This is a genomic window from Streptomyces xanthophaeus (genome assembly GCF_000725805.1).
Classification (GTDB): domain Bacteria; phylum Actinomycetota; class Actinomycetes; order Streptomycetales; family Streptomycetaceae; genus Streptomyces; species Streptomyces xanthophaeus.
Genome location: NZ_KL647132.1, coordinates 240979 through 262264 on the forward strand (window position 1 = coordinate 240979; position 21286 = coordinate 262264).

17 protein-coding genes are annotated in these 21286 nt (G+C 73.4%); 14 read left to right on the forward strand and 3 right to left on the reverse strand.

The genetic code is table 11. From position 1 onward, the window contains the following. The first annotated feature begins 42 nt into the window (after positions 1-42). From IO30_RS0130465 to IO30_RS0130495, 7 genes are read left to right on the forward strand one after another with little or no spacing between them, the layout of a single operon-like run. Entirely contained in the window at positions 43-492 is a 450-nt protein-coding gene (locus IO30_RS0130465) for a WXG100 family type VII secretion target (RefSeq protein WP_031148280.1), read from the forward strand. Between the two features lie 29 nt (positions 493-521). Further along, the gene (locus IO30_RS0130470; protein ID WP_031148282.1) at positions 522-827 is read left to right on the forward strand and encodes a WXG100 family type VII secretion target; all 306 of its coding nucleotides are present in this window, start codon (positions 522-524) and stop codon (positions 825-827) included. Further along, positions 827-2527: an RNase A-like domain-containing protein gene (locus tag IO30_RS0130475; protein ID WP_031148284.1), complete on the forward strand. Its 1701-nt coding sequence runs from the start codon at positions 827-829 to the stop codon at positions 2525-2527. The genes IO30_RS0130470 and IO30_RS0130475 overlap by 1 nt, the downstream gene beginning before the upstream one ends. 11 nt (positions 2528-2538) lie before the next feature. After that, on the forward strand, positions 2539-3114 hold the full coding sequence (locus tag IO30_RS0130480; RefSeq protein ID WP_031148286.1) for a hypothetical protein: 576 nt from the start codon (positions 2539-2541) through the stop codon (positions 3112-3114). Beyond that, positions 3111-3722 carry a hypothetical protein gene (locus tag IO30_RS0130485; RefSeq protein ID WP_051902675.1) on the forward strand — a complete coding sequence of 204 codons (612 nt, stop codon included), beginning with the start codon at positions 3111-3113 and terminating at the stop codon, positions 3720-3722. The genes IO30_RS0130480 and IO30_RS0130485 overlap by 4 nt, the downstream gene beginning before the upstream one ends. Before the next feature lie 31 nt (positions 3723-3753). After that, on the forward strand, positions 3754-4053 hold the full coding sequence (locus IO30_RS0130490) for an RNase A-like domain-containing protein (protein WP_031148289.1): 300 nt from the start codon (positions 3754-3756) through the stop codon (positions 4051-4053). A 12-nt stretch (positions 4054-4065) separates the two neighbouring features. After that, positions 4066-4740 carry a contact-dependent growth inhibition system immunity protein gene (locus IO30_RS0130495; RefSeq protein ID WP_031148291.1) on the forward strand — a complete coding sequence of 225 codons (675 nt, stop codon included), beginning with the start codon at positions 4066-4068 and terminating at the stop codon, positions 4738-4740. Between the two features lie 289 nt (positions 4741-5029). Here IO30_RS0130495 and IO30_RS0130500 read toward each other — a convergent pair whose 3' ends face one another. The 3 genes from IO30_RS0130500 to IO30_RS0130510 form a co-directional block, all read right to left on the reverse strand. Beyond that, positions 5030-6490 (reverse strand): glutamate synthase subunit beta, encoded by a 1461-nt coding sequence (locus IO30_RS0130500; RefSeq protein WP_031148293.1) that lies wholly within the window; start codon positions 6488-6490, stop codon positions 5030-5032. Next, positions 6483-11036, reverse strand: coding sequence for a glutamate synthase large subunit (gene gltB, locus IO30_RS0130505; protein ID WP_031148294.1), 4554 nt, complete (start codon positions 11034-11036; stop codon positions 6483-6485). The genes IO30_RS0130500 and gltB overlap by 8 nt, the downstream gene beginning before the upstream one ends. Positions 11037-11423: 387 nt before the next feature. Further along, positions 11424-12155, reverse strand: coding sequence for a VIT1/CCC1 transporter family protein (locus tag IO30_RS0130510; RefSeq protein WP_031148296.1), 732 nt, complete (start codon positions 12153-12155; stop codon positions 11424-11426). A gap of 246 nt (positions 12156-12401) precedes the next feature. Between IO30_RS0130510 and IO30_RS0130515 the strand changes: the two genes are divergently transcribed. The 7 genes from IO30_RS0130515 to IO30_RS0130545 all read left to right on the forward strand — a co-directional run bounded on the left by IO30_RS0130515 (position 12402) and on the right by IO30_RS0130545 (position 21262). Beyond that, positions 12402-13388 carry an ADP-ribosylglycohydrolase family protein gene (locus IO30_RS0130515; protein ID WP_031148298.1) on the forward strand — a complete coding sequence of 329 codons (987 nt, stop codon included), beginning with the start codon at positions 12402-12404 and terminating at the stop codon, positions 13386-13388. Positions 13389-13975: 587 nt separating this feature from the next. Beyond that, a complete protein-coding gene (locus IO30_RS0130520; RefSeq protein WP_051859726.1) occupies positions 13976-15493 on the forward strand; it encodes an ADP-ribosylglycohydrolase family protein in 1518 nt (505 codons plus the stop codon). Between the two features lie 7 nt (positions 15494-15500). Beyond that, complete coding sequence (locus IO30_RS0130525) at positions 15501-16646, forward strand: ADP-ribosylglycohydrolase family protein (protein WP_031148302.1); 1146 nt, start codon at positions 15501-15503, stop codon at positions 16644-16646. Between the two features lie 236 nt (positions 16647-16882). Continuing rightward, a complete protein-coding gene (locus IO30_RS0130530) occupies positions 16883-18349 on the forward strand; it encodes an ADP-ribosylglycohydrolase family protein (RefSeq protein ID WP_063768475.1) in 1467 nt (488 codons plus the stop codon). Next, entirely contained in the window at positions 18346-19251 is a 906-nt protein-coding gene (rbsK, locus tag IO30_RS0130535; RefSeq protein WP_031148306.1) for a ribokinase, read from the forward strand. The genes IO30_RS0130530 and rbsK overlap by 4 nt, the downstream gene beginning before the upstream one ends. Then, on the forward strand, positions 19251-20450 hold the full coding sequence (locus IO30_RS0130540) for a CaiB/BaiF CoA transferase family protein (protein ID WP_031148308.1): 1200 nt from the start codon (positions 19251-19253) through the stop codon (positions 20448-20450). Before rbsK ends, IO30_RS0130540 begins: the two co-directional genes overlap by 1 nt. Beyond that, a complete protein-coding gene (locus tag IO30_RS0130545) occupies positions 20447-21262 on the forward strand; it encodes an HpcH/HpaI aldolase/citrate lyase family protein (RefSeq protein ID WP_031148309.1) in 816 nt (271 codons plus the stop codon). Before IO30_RS0130540 ends, IO30_RS0130545 begins: the two co-directional genes overlap by 4 nt. The last annotated feature ends 24 nt before the right edge of the window (positions 21263-21286 follow it).

Below are 21286 nucleotides of genomic sequence, written 5' to 3' on the forward strand. Positions count from 1 at the left end.
CCGGACGACCTTGCTACGGCACACTTCGGGGGAAGGGGCACCGTGAATGCAGCTTCTGGCGCGGGCAGTTCGGCAAGTTCAGCCGGTTCCCGGGCGGACCTCGCGGTCGAAGGCGACAAACTCAGCAAACTTGCCGGTGACCTCGACACGATGCGGGAGGTCCTGAAGAAACAGCTCCTGCGCATGGACGAGATCGTGGACGGCATCGAGGCCCGCTGGCGCGGACCGGCCTCGGAGGCGTACCGGGCCAAGCACCGGGCCGCCGCCGAGGACGCCGTCCACATCCGGCAGACGATGAAGCTCCTGGCCAAGGCGATCCTCATGAGCAAGGACGGCTTCTCGGCGCAGGAGCTCGAACTCCTGGACGACTTCAGGCGCCTCCAGTCGCACGCCGACGTCCAGGCGGAGACCGACGCGCTGTCCACGCCCCGCACCGCTCCCGCGGCGGACGCGCCGCCGCCGGGCCCGCGCAGCCGCATCGCCGACCTGTAGCAGCACGTCCAGAGTCACCAGGGGGATTCATGTCGTCGAACGACGGCCACATATCAGTCGACTTCGCGGCGCTGCAGGGCATGGCCGGGGACCTGGAGGAGATCCTCAAGACGCTCAACGAGCAGCTCGACCTGCTCTACCGGCGCGTCGAGAAACTCGTCCTCACCTGGGACGGCGAAGCCCGCCAGGCCTTCGTCGACCAGCTCGACAAGTGGGACCGCTCCGCCCAGGACCTGCAAGCCACCCAGGCCTGGCTGCACGAGATCGTGGTGAACGGCCACCTCACCTACGCCTCCGCCCACCGGGCGGTGCTGCGCGGCTGGGGGGCCGCCTGATGACCACCCCGCCCTCCCCCGCGGCGAACGGGGGCTTCGACGTCCAGCCGGTGCACGTCCACCATGCGGCCGACAAGGTGAAGGAGGCCCAGTTCGCGCACGCCGAGCGCGCGTTCGTCCTCGTCGACGTGCTGAACAAGTACAACCAGTCCGCCGGGACCGGCCGGGGCGCGGACGCCTTCGCGGACGCCTACGCGGAGGTGGCCGCGAAGTTCCTGGAGGCGTGGGGCCGCAGCGTCGTCAGCGCCGGAGGTGCGGCCGTCGGGCTGAACCACACCGCCAACCACTACGTCATGGCCGAATGGGAGGCGGGCGGCCGCAAGGGGACGCAGCCGCGCAACCAGCCGGAGCCCGTGGTCATCAACAAGCCGCCGCGCTACGGACCGGTCAACCCCATCAAGTGGACGGGCACCGGCGAGGACGTCGACTCCTGGTGGATCTCGGGCGTCATCGGCGAGTTCCCCGACTTCCTCGCGGACGTCATCCGGCCCGCCATCGAGCACGGACTGCGCCTCGGCAAGGTCCACGAGATCACCCCGGGCATCAAGGAGGACGAGGTCCGGGACATGGCCAAGGCCTGGAAGAAGCTCGCCTCGGAGGCGGAGAAGGCCTCGGACGACTTCAACACCGCCATCTCCGGGATCACCGACCCGAGCGACCGGGGCGAGTGGCAGACGGCCATGCGGACCTTCGGCCAGACCATCTGGGGCACCACGGCGTGGGGCCGGCAGCTCGACACGGAAGGCAACCGGAGCCAGGCGGGACGCCAGTGGCGCACCACCAAGGACCTCCCGCCGTCCGGGAGGCGCCCCATCGTCGACGTCCTGAAGAAGACGGCGGACGAGGTCGCGGCGCTCCTGGAACACGTCTCGGACGTCGGCGAGAAGACCACCAAGTTCACCAGCCAGGCCGGCATCAACGCGGCGAAGGCCACGGCCTCGTCCCTCACCGACCTGAGCCTGATGAACCTGACCAAGCTGGCGGTCGGCGGGATCGTCGGCCGGATCGTGCTGGTCTTCCGTTCCCACATGGACAAATCAGGCTGTGACGCGGTCGTCGAGACCTACCACAAGGAGTTCACGGAGGCGGCGGGCAAGCTCAAGGCCCTCGTCCCGGAACTCGACATCGCCATCAAGAGCGCCCCGACCTACCGGGCCGAGATCGCCCGCGCCCACAGCTTCGGCGCCCGCTCGCTCAACGAGTTCAAGAAGGAACACAGCTGGCAGATCGGCGGGGAGAGCCCCTTCCCGTACATGTACTCGCTGGACCTGGCGTCGCAAGAGGGCCTGGGCGGCGCCCACACCATCGACAAGCACGTCGGCAAGACGGACGAGCAGCTCCTGCAACGGCACGAGGACGAGGCGAAGGGCTCGGGCAAGCTGAGCCTGAGGGCCACGTCCACGTTCACCGACCTCGAATCCGCCCAGAAGTACACCCAGCACTGCGTCCGCGCGAACACCCAGGAGATCCAGGACTGGCTGAAGAACCCTCCGCCGGATCCCCCGACCAAGACCTTCGACGTGCCCTCGGTCCCGACCGAGGGCCCCATGACCGGGCCCACGGCCACCGGCCGGAGCTCGAAGGCCGTGGACGACTTCACCGCCGGTCCGGTCCAGGACGTGTACGGCGTGACCACCAAGCTCAAGTACGACGCCGGGCTCGATCCGCCGTTCGTCATCCTCACCTCGGCGCCTGAATAATGGAGCGAATGATGGCTGATCCCCGCGCGGACGCTTGGGCGGACGCACTCGACCTGCTCGACGCCCGTCACGCGTGCGTCGGCGTCACGGCCCGTTCGCACGCCGCATGGTGGCTCGACGTGGCTGCGGTCATGCGCGGCGAGAGCCAGGACCCCCGCGGCTGGCGCGCGGTCGACCCGTACGAGGACGAGGTCGGCCTGGAGCGTCCCGAGCCGCCGTACCCGTGGATCGAGCCCCCCGTCTCTGCGCAGGACGTGGAACGCTTCCGCACCAAGGTCCGGGAACTCCCTCGGTCCTCGGCGGCGTCCCTGCTGGTCGTCCTCGGCGTCGTCGGCATGGACGTCGCGAAGACCTGGCGCTGGGAGGAACGCAGGCCGGAGATGGAACGCCGGGCCGAGGCGATCCTGTCGCGCTTCCCCGACGGCACCCGTTTCTACTCCAACGTCGGCTGGACGGGCGAGCACCCGGACTTCTACGAGCAACCGGTGACCGGGATGCACCAGTTGAGCCAGGACCTCTGGGACGCAGGCCTCATCGCGGTCGGCGACACCGAAGTGGCCGTGCTGTGGACCTTCGAGTCCCTGTGACCGACTCGATCGTGAACGGCCCGACGACGACCGGCCTCACCGACCGCAGCTGGTCGGACGCGCTCACGCTGTACGAGTGGCTCTGCACGTTCGTCGGCGTCGCCCGGCGCGAGCACGACGAGTGGTGGCTCGACGTCGGCGCGATCATGCGCCTGGAAACCCGGGACCCGCGGGGCTGGGAATCCATCGACCCCTACGAGGGGGAGGAGGAGCGCCGCGACGATCCGTTCCACCCCTGGCTGGAGACGCCCTCCACCCCCGCGGACGCGGAACGTTACCGCCGGCGGATGGGGGAAGAGCTCCCCCGCTCGGCGGTGCGGTCGGTCCTGGTCCTGCTCGGATCCGCCGCCAGCCCCCTGGACATCACCAGGTCACAGGGCTGGGAAGAGCGCAGGCCCGGGATGGAACGCCGGGCCGAGGCGATCCTGTCCCGCTTCCCCGACGGCACCCGCTTCCACACCAACCTCGGCTGGAAGGGCGACCGTCCCGACTTCTACAGCCCCTCCTCCCGAAGCTACGACCCCTTCAGCTCCTACGACTGGGACGCCGGACTGATCGCCGTGAACGACGACGAAGTGGCCGTGTTCTGGAACTTCCAGAACACCTGATCCGACCGCCGAAGCCGAACGGGAAGAACAAGTGCTCACCAGATCCGCCACGTACCCCGACCGCGAAACCGCCCAGTGGGCCACCCAGCAGGTCGTCACCCGCAACGAGCAGGCCATCCACCGCTGGCTCGCCCAGGGCACCCGCCCCCGCCTGACCGTCGAAGCGGCCTGGCCCTCGCGCGAGGACCCGGTCGGCCGCGTCCTGATCCAGGCCATGGCCCTCGCCGGGCGCGGGGCCGTGGACGTGCGGGCCGCGCGGGTCGTGCTCCGGCGGGAGCCCGCGAGCCCGCTCGGCTTCGTCGTGCACGGCACCTTCCCGATCTACCTGTAGAGGCGCACGCCCATGTCCATGAAGCCCCTGGAGTTCGACCGCCGCTACGGCGAGCTCGACCAGGTGATCAGCGCGTACGCCGGCCTGGCCGCCGACGACACCCCCGAACGGCCCGGTCAGGCCCTCACCGCCTACCTGCGCCACACCTGGCACACCCGGCCCTGGGCCCTGTCGGTGGCCGAGCAGCAGCTGCGCACCTACGCACAGAACCCGCCGGGCCGCCTGCGGCTGCGCCTCGGCGAGTTCTACCCGGTCCCGGACATCGGCCTCCCCGAGGACGGGATCCAGGCGTGGCTGCTGCTGCTCGCCGACCACATCAAGCTGAGCATCGAGGAGGGCCGGGTCCCGCCCCCGGCCGCGCTGCCGGACACGCACTGGGAGTGGCACGCCCGCTTCCCCGAGCTCGGCCAGTTCCTGGGCGGCTGGTTCTCGCAGGACATGCCCGACGAGTTCGAGGACCACGCCGCCGCGGTCACCGACTACGCCGCCTCCACGGCCCCGGCCCTGGTGGCCCGCCTCGTCGGCGAGATCCACGAACTCCTCGCCCTCGGCCTGGAGGAGGTCGACTACGCGATCGCCGTGGCCGAACTGGGCATGGAGGTCGACCCCCCGGCCCCGTACACCCCGAGCGCCTGGCTGACGATCGTGGCCGACCACCTCTCGGGCCCGCGCGCCGAGTACGCGTAGCCAGTCCAGCAGAACGCCACAGCGCCCGCCATCCCTGGTCGGGGACATGGCGGGCGCTGCGTCAGGGTTCCGCACACCGTTGTACGGACCGTATGAGGGGTCCCGCCCGGGGGCGGGGGTACTGCGGTGGCGCGGGCCCGGCACCGACGGTCGGAGGCCGGCGCAGCCGGGCGAAGCCCGGGAGGCCGCCTGCGGCCGAGCGGTGCGAGCGCGGCGTCAAGAAGGGGCTCCGCACACCGTTGTACGGACCGCAGTACCCCCGCCCTGGGGCGGGGGTACTGCGGGGTGACTACACCGTCAGGGAGCGGTCCGTCGGCTTGACCGGGTACGGGAGGGCGCTGCTGCCGGTCAGGAAGCGGTCCACGCCGCGGGCGGCCGAGCGGCCCTCCGCGATGGCCCAGACGATGAGCGACTGGCCGCGGCCCGCGTCACCGGCGACGAAGACACCGTCGACGTTGGTCGTGTAGGCCGCGTCGCGCTCGATGTTGCCGCGCGCGTCCAGCGCCAGGCCGAACTGCTGGACCAGGCCGTTCTCCTGGTCCGTGCCCGTGAAGCCCATCGCCAGGGTGACCAGCTGCGCGGGGAGGACGCGCTCGGTTCCGGGCTTCTGCTCCAGCTTGCCGTCCTTGAACTCCACCTCGACGAGGTGCAGCGCCTTGACGTTGCCGTCCTCGTCGCCCTCGAAGTGGGTGGTGGAGACGGAGTAGACCCGCTCGCCGCCCTCCTCGTGCGCGGAGGTGACCTTGTACAGCATGGGGAAGGTCGGCCAGGGCTGGTTGGCCTGACGGTCCTCGCCCGGCTTCGGCATGATCTCCAGCTGCGTGACCGAGGCCGCGCCCTGGCGGTGGGCGGTGCCCACGCAGTCCGCGCCCGTGTCACCGCCGCCGATCACGACGACGTGCTTGCCCTCGGCCGTGATGGGGGGCGCCATGAAGTCGCCCTCCTGGACCTTGTTCGCGAGGGGGAGGTACTCCATCGCGAAGTGGATGCCGCCGAGCTCGCGCCCCGGGACCGGCAGGTCGCGGGAGACGGTCGCGCCCGCCGCGATGACGACCGCGTCGAACCGCTTGCGCAGGTCGGTGGCGGTGATGTCGCGGCCGACCTCGATGCCGGTGCGGAACTTGGTGCCCTCCGCGCGCATCTGCTCGATGCGGCGGTTGATGTGCACCTTCTCCATCTTGAACTCGGGGATGCCGTAGCGCAGCAGGCCGCCGACGCGGTCCGCGCGCTCGTACACCACCACGGTGTGGCCGGCCCGCGTCAGCTGCTGGGCGGCGGCCAGACCGGCCGGGCCCGAGCCGATGACGGCGGCCGTCTTGCCGGACAGGCGCTCCGGCGGCTGCGGGGTGACGTCGCCGTTGTCCCAGGCCTTGTCGATGATCGAGACTTCGACGTTCTTGATGGTGACGGCCGGCTGGTTGATGCCGAGCACGCACGCCGACTCGCAGGGAGCCGGGCACAGCCGCCCGGTGAACTCCGGGAAGTTGTTCGTGGCGTGCAGCCGCTCGGACGCCGCCGACCAGTCCTCGCGGTACGCGAAGTCGTTCCACTCGGGGATGAGGTTCCCGAGCGGGCAGCCGTTGTGACAGAACGGGATGCCGCAGTCCATGCAGCGCCCGGCCTGCTTGCTGATGATCGGGAGCAGCGAGCCCGGGACGTAGACCTCGTTCCAGTCCTTCAGCCGGTCGGCCACGGGACGGGAGCAGGCGGTCTCGCGCGCAGTGGTGAGGAAGCCCTTCGGGTCAGCCATTGGTCGCCGCCTCCATCATCTTCTCGGTGGTCTCGGACTCAGAGAGTCCGGCCAGCTCAGCGGCGTCCTTGGCGGCGAGCACTGCCTTGTACGTGGTCGGGATGATCTTGCTGAAGCGGTCCGCCGCGACGGACCAGTCAGCGAGGAGCTTCGCGGCGACGGTGGAGCCGGTCTCCTCCTCGTGGCGGCGCACCACATCGTGCAGCCACTGCTTGTCGGTGTCGGAGAGCTCGGTCTCGACCGCACCCGTGTTGCCGACGTTGACGTTGTTCGGGTCGAGGTCGATGACGTACGCGACGCCGCCCGACATGCCGGCCGCGAAGTTGCGGCCCGTCTCGCCCAGGACGACGGCCTGGCCGCCGGTCATGTACTCGCAGCCGTGGTCGCCCACGCCTTCCGAGACGACCAGGGCGCCGGAGTTGCGGACGCAGAAGCGCTCGCCGGTGCGGCCGCGCAGGAACATCTCGCCGCCGGTGGCTCCGTAGCCGATGGTGTTTCCGGCGATGGTGGAGTACTCGGCGAGGTGGTCGGCCGCGCGGTCCGGGCGGACCACGATCCGGCCGCCCGAGAGGCCCTTGCCGACGTAGTCGTTGGCGTCGCCCTCCAGGCGGAGGGTGATGCCCTTGGGCACGAAGGCGCCGAAGGACTGGCCGGCGGAGCCCGTGAAGGTCAGATCGATGGTGTCGTCGGGCAGGCCCGCACCGCCGAACTTCTTCGTGACCTCGTGGCCGAGCATGGTGCCGACGGTCCGGTTGATGTTGCGGATCGCGACCTGGGCGCGGACCGGCTGGGCCGCCTCGGCGGAGTCGGCGTTCAGGGCGTCGGCCGCGAGCTTGATGAGCTCGTTGTCGAGGGCCTTCTCCAGACCGTGGTCCTGCTCGATGAGGGCGTGGCGGACCGCGCCTTCGGGGAGCTCGGGCACGTAGAAGAGGGGCTCCAGGTCGAGGCCCTGGGCCTTCCAGTGCGCGACGGCCTTGGTGGTGTCCAGCAGCTCGGCGTGGCCGACGGCCTCTTCGAGCGTACGGAAGCCCAGCTCGGCGAGGATCTCCCGGACCTCCTCCGCGATGAACTCGAAGAAGTTGACGACGAACTCGGGCTTGCCGGAGAAGCGGTCGCGCAGGACCGGGTTCTGGGTGGCGATGCCGACCGGGCAGGTGTCCAGGTGGCAGACGCGCATCATGACGCAGCCGGAGACGACGAGCGGCGCGGTCGCGAAACCGAACTCCTCGGCGCCGAGCAGCGCGGCGATGACCACGTCGCGGCCGGTCTTGAGCTGGCCGTCCGTCTGGACGACGATGCGGTCGCGCAGGCCGTTGAGCAGCAGGGTCTGCTGGGTCTCGGCGAGGCCGAGCTCCCAGGGGCCGCCCGCGTGCTTGAGCGAGGTGAGCGGGGAGGCGCCCGTACCGCCGTCGTGGCCGGAGATGAGGACGACGTCCGCGTGGGCCTTGGAGACGCCCGCCGCGACCGTACCCACGCCGACCTCGGAGACCAGCTTCACGTGGATGCGGGCGACCGGGTTGGCGTTCTTGAGGTCGTGGATCAGCTGAGCCAGGTCCTCGATGGAGTAGATGTCGTGGTGCGGCGGCGGGGAGATCAGGCCGACGCCCGGGGTGGAGTGCCGGGTCTTGGCGACCCACGGGTACACCTTGTGGCCGGGCAGCTGGCCGCCCTCGCCGGGCTTGGCGCCCTGCGCCATCTTGATCTGGATGTCGTCCGCGTTGACCAGGTACTCGCTGGTGACACCGAAGCGGCCGGAGGCGACCTGCTTGATGGACGAGCGGCGCGCCGGGTCGTACAGGCGGTCCGGGTCCTCGCCGCCCTCACCGGTGTTGGACTTGCCGCCCAGCTGGTTCATGGCGATGGCGAGGGTCTCGTGCGCCTCCTTGGAGATGGAGCCGTACGACATGGCGCCGGTGGAGAAGCGCTTGACGATGTCCTGGACCGACTCGACCTCGTCGACGGAGATCGCCGGGCGGGCCCCCGCTTCGTCGGTCTTGAAGCCGAAGAGGCCGCGGAGCGTCATGAGGCGCTCGGACTGCTCGTTCACCCGGTCCGTGTACTGCTTGAAGATGTCGTACCGGCGGTTGCGGGTGGCGTGCTGGAGGCGGAAGACCGTCTCCGGGTCGAACAGGTGCGGCTCGCCCTCGCGGCGCCACTGGTACTCGCCGCCGATCTCCAGCGCGCGGTGCGTGGCGGCGATGCCGGAGGCCGGGTACGCCTTGGCGTGGCGGGCGGCGACCTCCTTGGCGACGACGTCCAGACCGGCGCCGCCGATCTTGGTGGCGGTGCCGTTGAAGTACGCGCCGACGAACTCCTCGTTCAGGCCGACGGCCTCGAAGACCTGGGCGCCGCGGTAGGAGGCGACGGTGGAGATGCCCATCTTGGACATGACCTTCAGGACGCCCTTGCCGAGCGCGTAGATCAGGTTCTTGATGGCCTGCTCCGGCTCCAGGCCGGACAGGAAGGTACCGGCGCGCAGGAGGTCCTCGACGGACTCCATGGCGAGGTACGGGTTGACCGCGGCGGCGCCGTAGCCGATCAGCAGGGCGACGTGGTGGACCTCGCGGACGTCACCGGCCTCGACCAGGAGGCCCACCTGGGTGCGCTGCTTGGTGGCGATGAGGTGGTGGTGCACGGCGGAGGTGAGCAGCAGCGAGGGGATCGGTGCGTGCTCGGCGTCCGAGTGGCGGTCCGACAGGACGATGAGGCGGGCGCCGTTGGCGATGGCCGCGTCGGCCTCGCCGCGGATCTCCTCGATGCGCGCTGCCAGGGCCTCGCCGCCGCCGGAGACCCGGTAGAGGCCGGAGAGGGTGGCCGCCTTCATGCCCGGCATGTCGCCGTCGGCGTTGACGTGGATGAGCTTGGCCAGCTCGTCGTTGTCGATCACCGGGAAGGGCAGGGTGACGCTGCGGCAGGACGCGGCGTTCGGCTCCAGCAGGTTGCCCTGCGGGCCCAGCGAGGACAGCAGCGAGGTGACGAGCTCCTCGCGGATGGCGTCCAGCGGCGGGTTGGTGACCTGCGCGAAGAGCTGGGTGAAGTAGTCGAAGAGCAGCCGGGGGCGCTCGGACAGGGCCGCGATCGGGGAGTCCGTGCCCATGGAGCCGAGCGGCTCGCCGCCGGTACGGGCCATCGGCGCGAGGATGACGCGCAGCTCTTCCTCGGTGTAGCCGAAGGTCTGCTGGCGGCGGGTGACCGAGGCGTGGGTGTGGACGATGTGCTCGCGCTCGGGCAGGTCCGTCAGCTCGATCTCGCCGGTCTCCAGCCATTCGGCGTACGGAGCGGCGCCGGCCAGTTCGGCCTTGATCTCGTCGTCCTCGATGATCCGCTTCTGGGCGGTGTCGACGAGGAACATCTTGCCGGGCTGGAGGCGGCCCTTGCGGACGACCTTGGCCGGGTCGATGTCGAGCACGCCGACCTCGGAGCCGAGGACGACGAGGCCGTCGTCGGTGACCCAGTAGCGGCCGGGGCGCAGACCGTTGCGGTCGAGGACCGCGCCGACCTGGGTGCCGTCGGTGAAGGTGACGCAGGCGGGGCCGTCCCAGGGCTCCATCTGGGTCGAGTGGTACTTGTAGAACGCGCGGCGGGCCGGGTCCATGGAGGTGTGGTTCTCCCACGCCTCCGGGATCATCATCAGCACGCTGTGCGGGAGGGAGCGGCCGCCGAGGTGGAGCAGCTCCAGGACCTCGTCGAAGGAGGCCGAGTCGGAGGCGTCCGGGGTGCAGATCGGGAAGATCCGGTCCAGCGCGCCGTCGCCGAAGGCCTCGGAGGCCAGCTGGGACTCGCGGGCCTTCATCCAGTTGCGGTTGCCCTTGACCGTGTTGATCTCGCCGTTGTGCGCGACGAAGCGGTACGGGTGGGCGAGCGGCCAGGACGGGAAGGTGTTCGTCGAGAACCGCGAGTGGACCAGGGCGAGCGTCGACGCGAAGCGACGGTCGGAGAGGTCCGGGAAGAAGGGCTCCAGCTGGCCGGTGGTCAGCATGCCCTTGTAGACGATGGTGCGCGCGGAGAGCGACGGGAAGTAGACCCCGGCCTCGCGCTCGGCGCGCTTGCGCAGCACGAAGGCCTTGCGGTCCAGCTCGATGCCGGTCGAACCATTGCTCACGAAGAGCTGGGAGAACGCGGGCATGGTGGCGCGGGCGCCGTTGCCGAGGAGGTCCGGGGTGACCGGGACCTCGCGCCAGCCGAGGACCGTGAGGTTCTCCTCGGCGGCGATGGCCTCGATCTGCTCCACGGCGACGGCCTGTGCGGTGCCGTCGGCGGGGAGGAAGGCGATGCCGACGGCGTACGCGCCGGCCTCGGGCAGGTCGAATCCGGCCACCTCGCGCAGGAACGCGTCGGGGACCTGGGAAAGGATTCCGGCGCCGTCGCCCGAGTCGGGCTCGGAGCCGGTGGCGCCGCGGTGCTCGAGGTTCCGCAATACGGTCAGCGCCTGCTCGACCAGCGTGTGGCTGGCCTCGCCGGTGAGGTTGGCCACAAAGCCGACGCCGCAGGCGTCGTGCTCGTTGCGCGGGTCGTACATGCCCTGCTGGGCGGGGCGACCGTCCATGGGCGACCAGGCGGTGTTGCTGAGGCCGGTCGCGGAGTGCGTGGATGCGGAACGCATCGGCTCTCCCGTCGTCGTCGTGGCATATGTGCATAGCCGAGGGACGACGTTGGCCCTCTGCGAAATTTCGTGCAGATTACATGATGACGACAATCCCGAGAAGCGGATACGTCATTCCAGCATGCGGACACTGCGCGAGGCAGAAAAGAGGGGACCTTCGCTGAACATCCGAAGGTCGTACGACGGATGCGTCACGGGGCGAGGGTCCCGGTGCAGGGCGGGCATCGTTGCCCGGAGCCCTGGTGTGATGCCCGGCGGACACTCAATCGAAACCGCCGAGTAACGGACTACTTATGTTGCCTACTGCATAGTGTCTCATTCCCTGCGCGGTCAGCCTATGGCCCCACCGATCCAGGTTCCCAGGATGTACGTCACACCCGCGGCCGCGCCACCCAGGACGAGCTGGCGCACACCGCTGTACCACCAGGACCTGGCCGTGACCCGGGCGACGACCGCGCCGCAGGCGAAGAGCCCCACCAGCGCCAGCAGGACCGCGGGCCACAGGGACGTGGCCCCGAGCAGGTACGGCAGTACGGGCAGCAGCGCACCGAGCGCGAACGAGCCGAAGGACGAGACGGCGGCGACCATCGGCGAGGGCAGGTCGTCGGGGTCGATCCCGAGCTCCTCGCGGGCGTGTATCTCCAGCGCCTGCTCCGGATCGCGCGACAGCTGCATGGCGACCTCGCGGGCGAGGGCGGGCTCGACGCCGCGCGAGACGTAGAGCTCGGCCAGCTCCTCCATCTCGTCGACCGGGTGCTTGCGCAGCTGCTGGCGCTCGATGTCCAGCTCGGCCAGGACCAGCTCCCGCTGTGAGGCGACGGAGGTGTACTCACCGGCGGCCATCGAGAAGGCGCCGGCCGCCAGGCCCGCCAGGCCGGTGATCACCAGGGTCTGCGGGGCGACGGCGCCGCCGGCCATGCCGGTCATCAGGGCGAGGTTGGAGACCAGCCCGTCCATGGCGCCGAACACGGCCGGCCGCAGCCATCCGCCGTTCACGTCCCGGTGGGTGTGGTTGTCCCGGTGGGCGGTGTGCAGCGGTGCCTGGACGTCAATGATGGACATGCGACAAATCTCCCCTTTTGCGCGAACGGGCGGCGCGACACGTCCCGCTCCCCCTGACACCTCGAACCTACGCACGATTTTTCGGCCCCGCCAGCAAGGAAGGCCGTACTTACCTGCGGTTTTGCGCCTCGGCGACCGGGTGACGGGGGTCTTCGCGGGGTGTTTCGCGACAGGCGACAAACCACATGCCATGGCACAAATCCCCCAAGGGCTCAATATGAGTCCCATCAAGTGGAGAGGCGCGCCATGGAGCTGATTGCATGCAATCCGCAGGTCCTCCTCGAACGGGCCAGGGGCGCTCTTCTGGGCCTCGCGGTGGGTGACGCGCTGGGCGCCCCCGCAGAGAACATGAAGCCGTCCGAGATCCGGGCGAAGTGGGGCCGCATCGAAGGCTTCGTGTCGGAGGACCCGGCGGGTACGGACGACACCGAGTACGCGATCTTCTCGGGGCTCCTCCTGGCCCGGCACGGCTCGGCCCTCACCGTCTCGCACGTGGAACGGGCGTGGCACCACTGGATCGCGGACCTGGACGAGGGCCCCTTCCGCGGCGCCGGCTTCTCCGAGCGCGGCACCCTGGAGAACCTCCGCCGGGGGCTCGCCGCCCCCATCTCGGCGCAGCACCGGCACGCGTGGTCGGACGGCCTCGCCATGCGGGCGGCGCCCTTCGGGGTGTTCGCCGCGGGCCGGCCCGCGGAGGCGGCCCGGCTGGTGGCGATCGACGGCTCGGTCAGCCACGACGGGGAGGGCATCTACGGCGGCCAGGCGGTCGCGGCGGGGGTCGCCGCCGCGATGGCGGGCGGCTCCGCGGCCTCGGTCGTCTCGGCGGCCCTGTCCGTCATCCCGTCCGACTCCTGGACGGCCCGCTCCCTGCGGCGGGCGGTCACCGCCGCCCCGCGCGGCGAACGGGCGGTGCGCTCGGCGGTGGTCATCGGCGGCTACCCGTGGACCGACCTGGCCCCGGAGGCGGTGGGCCTGGCCTTCGGCGCCTTCGCCGCCTGCCGGGGGGACTTCTCCGGCTCGGTCCTGACGGCCGTGAACATGGGACGGGACGCGGACACCACGGCGGCCGTCGCGGGCGCCCTGGCCGGGGCGATGTCCGGCGCCGCGGCGATCCCCGAGGCATGGGCCTCGGCGATCGGCCCGGTGCGGGGCAGCTGCCTGCCCTCGATGCGGGGCTACCACGTCCTGGACATCGCGGACCTCCTCACCCCCGAATACGAGGCCCCCCGATGACCCGCTCCCCCGACCCCACCCCGGCGACCACCACCCCGCCCGCGCCAACCCTCGGCGCGGGCGCCACGACTACGGCAGGCCTCAGCGCGAGCGCCACCGCCGCGGCAGGACCCGGCGCGGGGGCCGCTGGCCCCGTCCCGTCAGCCTCCGGCCCGGCAACCCCGCCCGCGCCAACCCTCGGCACTGGCGCCCCGACTCCGGCAGTTCTAGGGGCGGGGACCTCGGCCCCGGCAGGCCTCGGCGCGGGGGCCTCAACCCGGGCGGGCCTCGGCACGCCGCCCACCAGCCCCGTCCCGGCAGCCTCCGGGCCGGCAACCCCGACCCTCGCGGGCCTCGGCGCGAGCGCCCCCGCCGTGGCCGGACCCGGCGCGGGGGCCACTGGCCCCGTCCCGGCAGCCTCCGGCCCGGCAACCCCGGCCCCCGCGGGCCTCGGCACTGGCGCCCCGACTCCGGGCCTCGGCGCGGGGGCCGCAACCCCGGCGGGCCTCGGCGCGCGGGCCGCGGCCCCAGCGCCCCTCGGCGCGAGCGCCACCGCCGCGGCAGGACCCGGCGCGGGGGCCGCCGTCGGGGCTGCGGCGCCTGGCTCCGTGCCCGCCGCGCCCACGGCCCCGGCCGCCGGCGGTGTGGCCCTCGCCCCGCCGGCCCCCTTCTCCGGACCCGGGACCAGAATCGTCCTCCACCCCCACCCGGCCCCGGCCGGCCTGCCCCCCGTACCGCCCCTGTCCCCCGTCCCCGAGCCCGCAGGGCCGGGCACGGCCGCGGATCCCGGTGCGGTTCTGCCCCCCACCGGGACCGCCCTGCATCCCGCCGGGCCCCGTCCGGCCCTGGCCCCGGCGGGCCTGCACCCCGTAGGGCCCGGCCCCGTACCGGTCCTGGCACCCGCCGCCGGGCCCGCACGGGCCGGTACCGCATCGGCCCTCGCCGCAGCCCCGGCGGCCCCGGCCCCGGCGGTCCGGCCCGTGTCGCTCCCCGCAGGGGTCCGCGCAGGGGTCCGGCCCATCGAGGGGCTGCTCCTCGGGCTCGCCGCAGGCGACGCCGCCGGGTGGCCCGCCGCCCGGCACCGGGCCAGCCGGATGCCCGAGTGGACCCGCCGCCTCACCCGCGAGCTCGACACCTTCGCCGAGCAGAACGCCACCACCACCCTCCCCGTCCCCATCGCCCTCAACCAGCCCCCCGAACCCCTGCGCCTCGGCCCGAGCGACGACGCCGAATGGGCCGCCTTCGTCGCCGAGTCCGTCCTCACCGCCGCGGGCGTGCTGCTCAGCGACCTCTCCCGGTCCCGCCGCATGCGCGCCGCCATCGACCTCGCCTGGAACGCCCTCGCCTCCGAGATCGCCGCGGCGGCCGAACGCGCACCCGAGGTCGAATCCGCCGTCCTCCCCCTCCGCGCCCGGATCTCCGTCCGGGCCGGTCTCGGCAACCTCGCCGCAGGCCTCCGCCCGCCCGCCACCGGCCACGACAACCCGCACTACTTCGACGACGCCGCCTGCGTCCGGGCCTGTGTCCTCGCCGTCGTCCACCCCGGGGACCCCCGCGCGGCCGCCGACCTCGCCGAGTTCGACGCCCGCTACACCCAGGACGGCGACGGGGTCCACGGGGCCCGCGCCATGGCCGCCGCCATCGCGACCGCCCTCGGCGGCGCGGACGTCGACTCCGCGGTCGAGGCCGCCCTCGGACAGCTCCCCGAGGCCACCGAGATCGGCCGCAACGCCCGCCACGCGGTCCGTCTCGCCCGTACGAGCCGGGAAGGCGGTGCGTTCGCCATCGTCCCGACCCTGGAACACGAGATCGTGGACCACGTGTACAGCTACGGGATCGCCGCCGCCGAGACCGTGCCCGTCGCCCTGGCCCTGGCGACGGCCGCCCGCGGCAGGGTCACCGAGGCCGTCCCGGCCGCGGCCTGCCTGTCCCGCGTAGCCGACTCCGCCCCCGCCCTGGCCGGCGCGCTCACCGGCGCCCTCGGCGGCGGCGACTCGATCCCCACGGCCTGGCGCGAGGCCTGCCGCACCCTCTCCGGATGCGCCCTCCCCCGGCTCGCCGGCACCGACCTCGTGGAACTCGCCGCGCTCCTGACCCGCACGGAACTCACCTCACCCAAGGGATGATTCGGACATGACGCTCACGTTGGAGGAACGGGCCGCAGGCGCCCTCGTCGGAGCCGCCGTGGGCGACGCCCTCGGCGGCCCGGTGGAGGGCTGGACCCCGGAGCAGATCCTCGACCGGCACGGCGGCCGCGTGCACGGCATCGTCGGCCCGTGGCACGAGGACTGGCGCACGGCCCGCCCCATCGCCCCGTACCACAAGGGCGACGGGCACGTCACCGACGACACCCTCATGACCCACGCCCTGGTGCGGGTCTACGCGACCGTGCGCGACCACCTGGACGCGTACGCGGTCGCCGAGCACCTGGTCCCCGACCTGATGACCAACCCCCGCTGGATCCCCGAGCTGGAGGCCGAAGCCCTGCCGCTCCAGCGGATCTTCCTCGCCGAGAAGTGGATCGTGACCCGGCTGCACTACGGGCACGTCGACCCGCGCGAGGCCGGCAGCGGCAACATCGTCAACTGCGGCGCCGCGATGTACATGGCGCCCGTCGGGATCGTCAACGCGGGCAATCCGCACGGCGCGTACGCGGAGGCGCTGGACCTGGCCGGCGCCCACCAGTCCTCGTACGGGCGGGAGGCGGCCGGGGTGTTCGCGGCGGCGGTGGCCGCCGCCTGCCTGCCCGGGGCGACGGCCTCCTCGGTGGTGGAGACGGCCCTGTCCCTGGCCAAGGACGGCACCCGGGCGGCCATCGCCGCCGTCGCCGAAGCGGCCTCGGCGCACCGGGACTTCGAGTCGGCGCTGGCTCCGCTGCGGGCGGCGGTGGCCCCGTACGACTCGGTCGGCCCGGACTACCGCAACCCGTCGCTGGGCGCCCGCCGCCCCTCGCGCCTGCACTCCATCGAGGAACTGCCCGTCGCGCTCGGGATGCTGCTGGTCGGGAACGGCTCCTACGAGACCTCCGTGCTCGGCGCGGTCAACTACGGCCGGGACTGCGACTCCATCGCCACCATGGCCGGGGCGATCGCCGGGGCGCTCGGCGGCGAGCAGGCGGTCCCGGCGGCCTGGGCCAAGCAGGTCGCCGAGGCCAGCCGCCTCGACCTGCACGCCCCGGCCGCGGTCCTCGCCACGGTGGCCCGGGAGGTCTTCACCCGCGACCTGGCACGCCGCGATGCCCACGAGTCGGCCTTCACCGCGATCTCGGCCCCCCGGTGAACCGTGCCCCCGGCCTCGCGCCCCCCGGCCCGGTGCCACCCGGTACGGAGCCCGGCCCGCCCGGCGCCGCCCCGGCCCCCACCCCGGCCCCGACCCCGACTCCGACTCCGGCTCCGGCTCCGACTCCGGCTCCGGCCCCGACTCCGGCTCCGGCCCCTGCTCCCGGCCGGCACCCCGGCCCGGCGGCCCGCCCGGGCTCCGGGCCCGTCCGCGGTGGCGCCGCGGAGTACGGCGACGTGCTGCTGCGGGTGACCTGGGTGCAGCCCGAGGACCTGATCGGGCACGAGTTGCGGCAGGCCGCCGAGGACGGACGCGACCCGGGGCCCGCCCGGCGGGCCTGGCTCGCCGCGGGCGGGCACCTCGCGCCGGAACGCGCCGGGGCCTCCCCCGGCCCGGCAGACCCGGCCCTGCGCGCCCTGGCCGTCCGTCTCCTGGACGAACTCGCGGCCCTGCCGTCCCCGTCGGCCGTCGACGAACCGCAGACCTGGGAAGCCGTACGCGCCTGCTGGCCCACCCATGACGGCCAAGCAGCGCCCGTCCCCGACGGCCAAGCAGCGCCCGTCCCCGACGCCCACCCTGCGCCCGGGCCCGGCCACGCCGCGCCCCGCGCCGCCGGGCCCGGCGCGCCGCGGCCCCCGGTCCCGCCGGACCTGCGGGACCGGCTGGAGGCCGCCTGGCTCGGGCGCGCCGCGGGCTGCTTGCTGGGCAAGCCCGTGGAGAAGCTCCCGCTCCAGGCCATCCGGGCCCTGGCCCGCGCGGCGGGCAACTGGCCCCTCGACGGCTGGTTCACCGCCGAGGGGGTCCCGCCGGAACTGCTGGCCGCGCACCCCTGGAACCGGCGCTCCGCCCCCACCTCCCTCGCCGAGAACATCGACGGCATGCCCGAGGACGACGACCTCAACTACCCCCTCCTGGGCCTGCTGCTGCTCCAGCGGCACGGCCCGGGCTTCACCACCGCCGACGTGGGCCGCCTCTGGCTCGACGAGCTGCCGGCGGGGCGGACCTTCACCGCCGAGCGCATCGCGTACCGCAATCTCCTCCTCGGCCTGGAACCGCCCGCCACCGCCACCCACCACAACCCCTTCCGCGAGTGGATCGGCGCCCTCATCCGCGCCGACGTCCACGGCTGGACCCACCCCGGCGACCCGGCCGCCGCCGCGGCCGCCGCCTACCGGGACGCCGCCCTGACCCACACCGGCAACGGCGTGTACGCGGCCCTGTTCGTCGCCGCCGCCACCGCCGAGGCCGCCTCCGGCCGGGCCGACGTGCACGGCGCGCTGCGGGCCGGGCTGGCCGTCGTACCGCCGCGCTCGCGCCTCGCCGAGGCCGTCCGTTCCGGGATCGGGGCGGCCTGCGAGGAGCCGGACTTCGAGGCCGTCGTCGACCGGCTGCACGCCCGCTACGGCCACTACCACTGGGTGCACGCCGTCCCCAACACCGCTCTGGTCGCCGCCGCCCTCACCCACGCCGGCGGCGAGTTCACCGGGTCCATCTGCCGGGCCGTTTCCGGCGGTTGGGACACCGACTCCAACGGGGCCACGGCCGGCGCGCTCGCCGGGATCCTGGCCGGGTCGCCCGGGCGGCTGCCCGAGCGCTGGACCGCTCCGCTGCGCAACCGCCTCGCCACGACCGTCGCCGGTTTCGACGGCATCGGCTTCGACACCCTCGCCCACCTCACCGCACAGGAGGCAGCCCGCTCATGACGGCCATCGCCGTGCTCGGCAGTACGAACATGGACCTCGTCGCCTACGTCCCGAAGGCCCCCCGCCTCGGGGAGACCGTCACCGGCCGCGCCTTCCGCACGGCCCCCGGCGGCAAGGGCGCCAACCAGGCCGTGGCCGCCGCCCGCAGCGGCGCGGAGGTGGTGATGATCGGGGCGGTCGGGGCCGACGACTTCGGTGTGCGGCTGCGCTCCGCGCTCGCCTCCGCCGGGGTCGACACGACGGCCCTGCGCACCGTGGAGGGCGCCAGCGGCACCGCGCACATCACGGTGGACGACGAGGGCGCCAACAGCATCATCGTGGTCCCCGGGGCGAACGCGCACGTCACCGGCCTGGAGGCGGGTGACGACGGCCGGATCGGCGCCGCGGACCTGCTGCTGCTCCAGCTGGAGCTGCCGCTGGAGGCGGTGCTCGCCGGGGCCCTGGCGGCCCGCGCGCACGGGGTGCGTACGGTCCTCACCCCGGCCCCGGCGCAGCAGCTGCCCGCCGGGCTCCTCGCCGCCACCGACCTGCTGGTCCCCAACGAGCACGAGGCGGCCGCCCTGACCGGGCTCACCGACCCGTACCGGGCCGCCGAGGCGCTCCTGGAGCAGGTGCCGGAGGTCGTGATCACCCTGGGCGCCGCCGGATCGCTGTACGCGGCCAGGGGCCGGGAGCCGCGCGCCGTGCCCGCCCCGCAGGTGCGGGCCGTGGACACCACCGCCGCCGGGGACACCTTCGTCGGGGCGCTGGCCGTGGCGCTCGGGGAGGGCCGCGCGATGGACGGCGCCCTCGCCTGGGCCTCCTGCGCGGCGGCGCTGTCCGTGCAGCGGCCGGGCGCGCAGGACTCGATGCCGTCCCGCGCCGAGCTCGTCGCCTTCGCGGCCGCCCAGGGCGTCCGCTGATGGCCGAGCCGCCCGCCGGACCGCTGCGGGGGCTGCGCGTCCTCGACCTCGCCACCCTCTTCGCCGGGCCGCTGGCCGCCACCCTGCTCGGTGACTTCGGCGCCGAGGTCGTGAAGGTGGAGCATCCCGGCCGGCCCGACCCCTCCCGGGGCCACGGCCCCGCCAAGGACGGCATCGGCCTGTGGTGGAAGCTGCTCGGCCGGAACAAGCGGACGATGACCCTCGACCTGTCGGTGCCCGGCGGCCGGGACACCCTGCTGCGTCTGGCGGCCACCGCCGACGTGATCGTCGAGAACTTCCGCCCCGGCACCCTGGAGAAGTGGGGGCTGGGCTGGCCCGAGCTGTCGGCCGTCAACCCCCGGCTGGTCCTGGCCCGGGTCACGGCCTTCGGCCAGCAGGGCCCGTACGCGCACCGGCCCGGCTTCGGCACCCTCGCCGAGGCGATGAGCGGCTTCGCCGCGATCACCGGGGAGCCTGAGGGCCCGCCCACCCTGCCGCCGTTCGGGCTCGCGGACTCCATCGCCGCGCTGACCACCGCGTACGCCGTGATGACCGCGCTGGCCGGGCGCGAGCGCACCGGGCACGGGCAGGTCGTGGACCTGGCCATCATCGAGCCGATCCTCACCGTGCTCGGCCCGCACCCGCTCTGGTACGACCAGCTCGGCTACGTCCAGCCGCGCACCGGCAACCGCTCCTCGAACAACGCGCCCCGCAACACCTACCGCAGTGCGGACGGGCGCTGGCTGGCCGTCTCGGCCTCCGCGCAGTCCATCGCCGAACGGGTGGTGCGGCTGGTGGGGCGGCCCGAGCTGATCGACGAGCCCTGGTTCGCGTCCGGCACGGAGCGGGCCGCCCACGGGCACGTCCTGGACGAGGCGGTGGGCGGCTGGATCGCCCGGCACAAGGCGGACGAGGTGGTCGCGGCCTTCGAGGAGGCCGAGGCGGCCGTGGCGCTGGTGTACGACGTGCGGGACGTGATGGAGGATCCGCAGTTCGCCGCGCTGGACACGGTCACCGAGGTGCAGGATCCGGAGCTCGGCCCGCTGCGGATGCAGAACGTCCTGTTCAGGCTCTCCGAGACTCCGGGGGCGATCCGCTGGGCGGGCCGCCCGCACGGCGCGGACACCGAGGAGGTGCTGACCGAGCTGGGGCTGACCCCGGCCGAGGTCACCGCGCTCCGCACCGAGGGGGCGCTGTGATCCTGACCTGGCTGTACGCCCCGGGCGACCGTCCTGCGGTGGTGGCCAAGGCCCTCGGCTGCGGGGCCGACGCCGTCATCGTGGACCTGGAGGACGCGGTGCCGGCCTCCCGCAAGGAGTACGCCCGCGCCGCGACGGCCGAACTGCTCGCCGAGCGGCCCCCGGTCCCCGTGCACGTCCGGGTGAACGCCCTGGCCTCGCCCTGGGGCGGCGTCGACCTGACCGCGCTGGCGCCCTGCCGCGGGCTGGCCGGGCTGCGGCTGCCCAAGATCAGCGCCCCGGAGCAGGTCGCGGCGGTCGCCGACCGCACCGGGGGGGTCGCCCTGTACGCCCTGCTGGAATCCGCGCTGGGTGTGGAGCGCGCCTACGAGATCGCCCGCGCGCACCCCGCCCTGCGCGGGCTCTCCCTCGGCGAGGCGGACCTGCGGGCCGACCTGGCCGTCAGCGCGGAGACGGGCCTGGACTGGTGCCGCTCCCGGGTGGTGGTCGCGGCCCGCGCCGCCGGGCTGGTCCCGCCGGCCCAGTCGGTGTTCCCCGACATTCGGGACCTGGAGGCGCTGGCCGTCTCCTGCTCGCGGGGCCGCTCCCTCGGCTTCCTGGGGCGGGCGGCGATCCACCCCCGGCAACTGCCGGTGATCGAGCAGGCCTACCTGCCCGCTCCCGCAGAGGTCACCGCGGCCCGGGAGGTGCTGGCCGCGGCCCGCGCCACGCCCGGGGCGCTGGCGCTGCCCGACGGGCGTTTCGTGGATCCTGCCGTGGTCGCCGCCGCGCACCGCACCCTCGCACTGGCCGCGCGGGTCCCCGCGCACTGACCGCGGCCGGCCGCGCAACGTGAA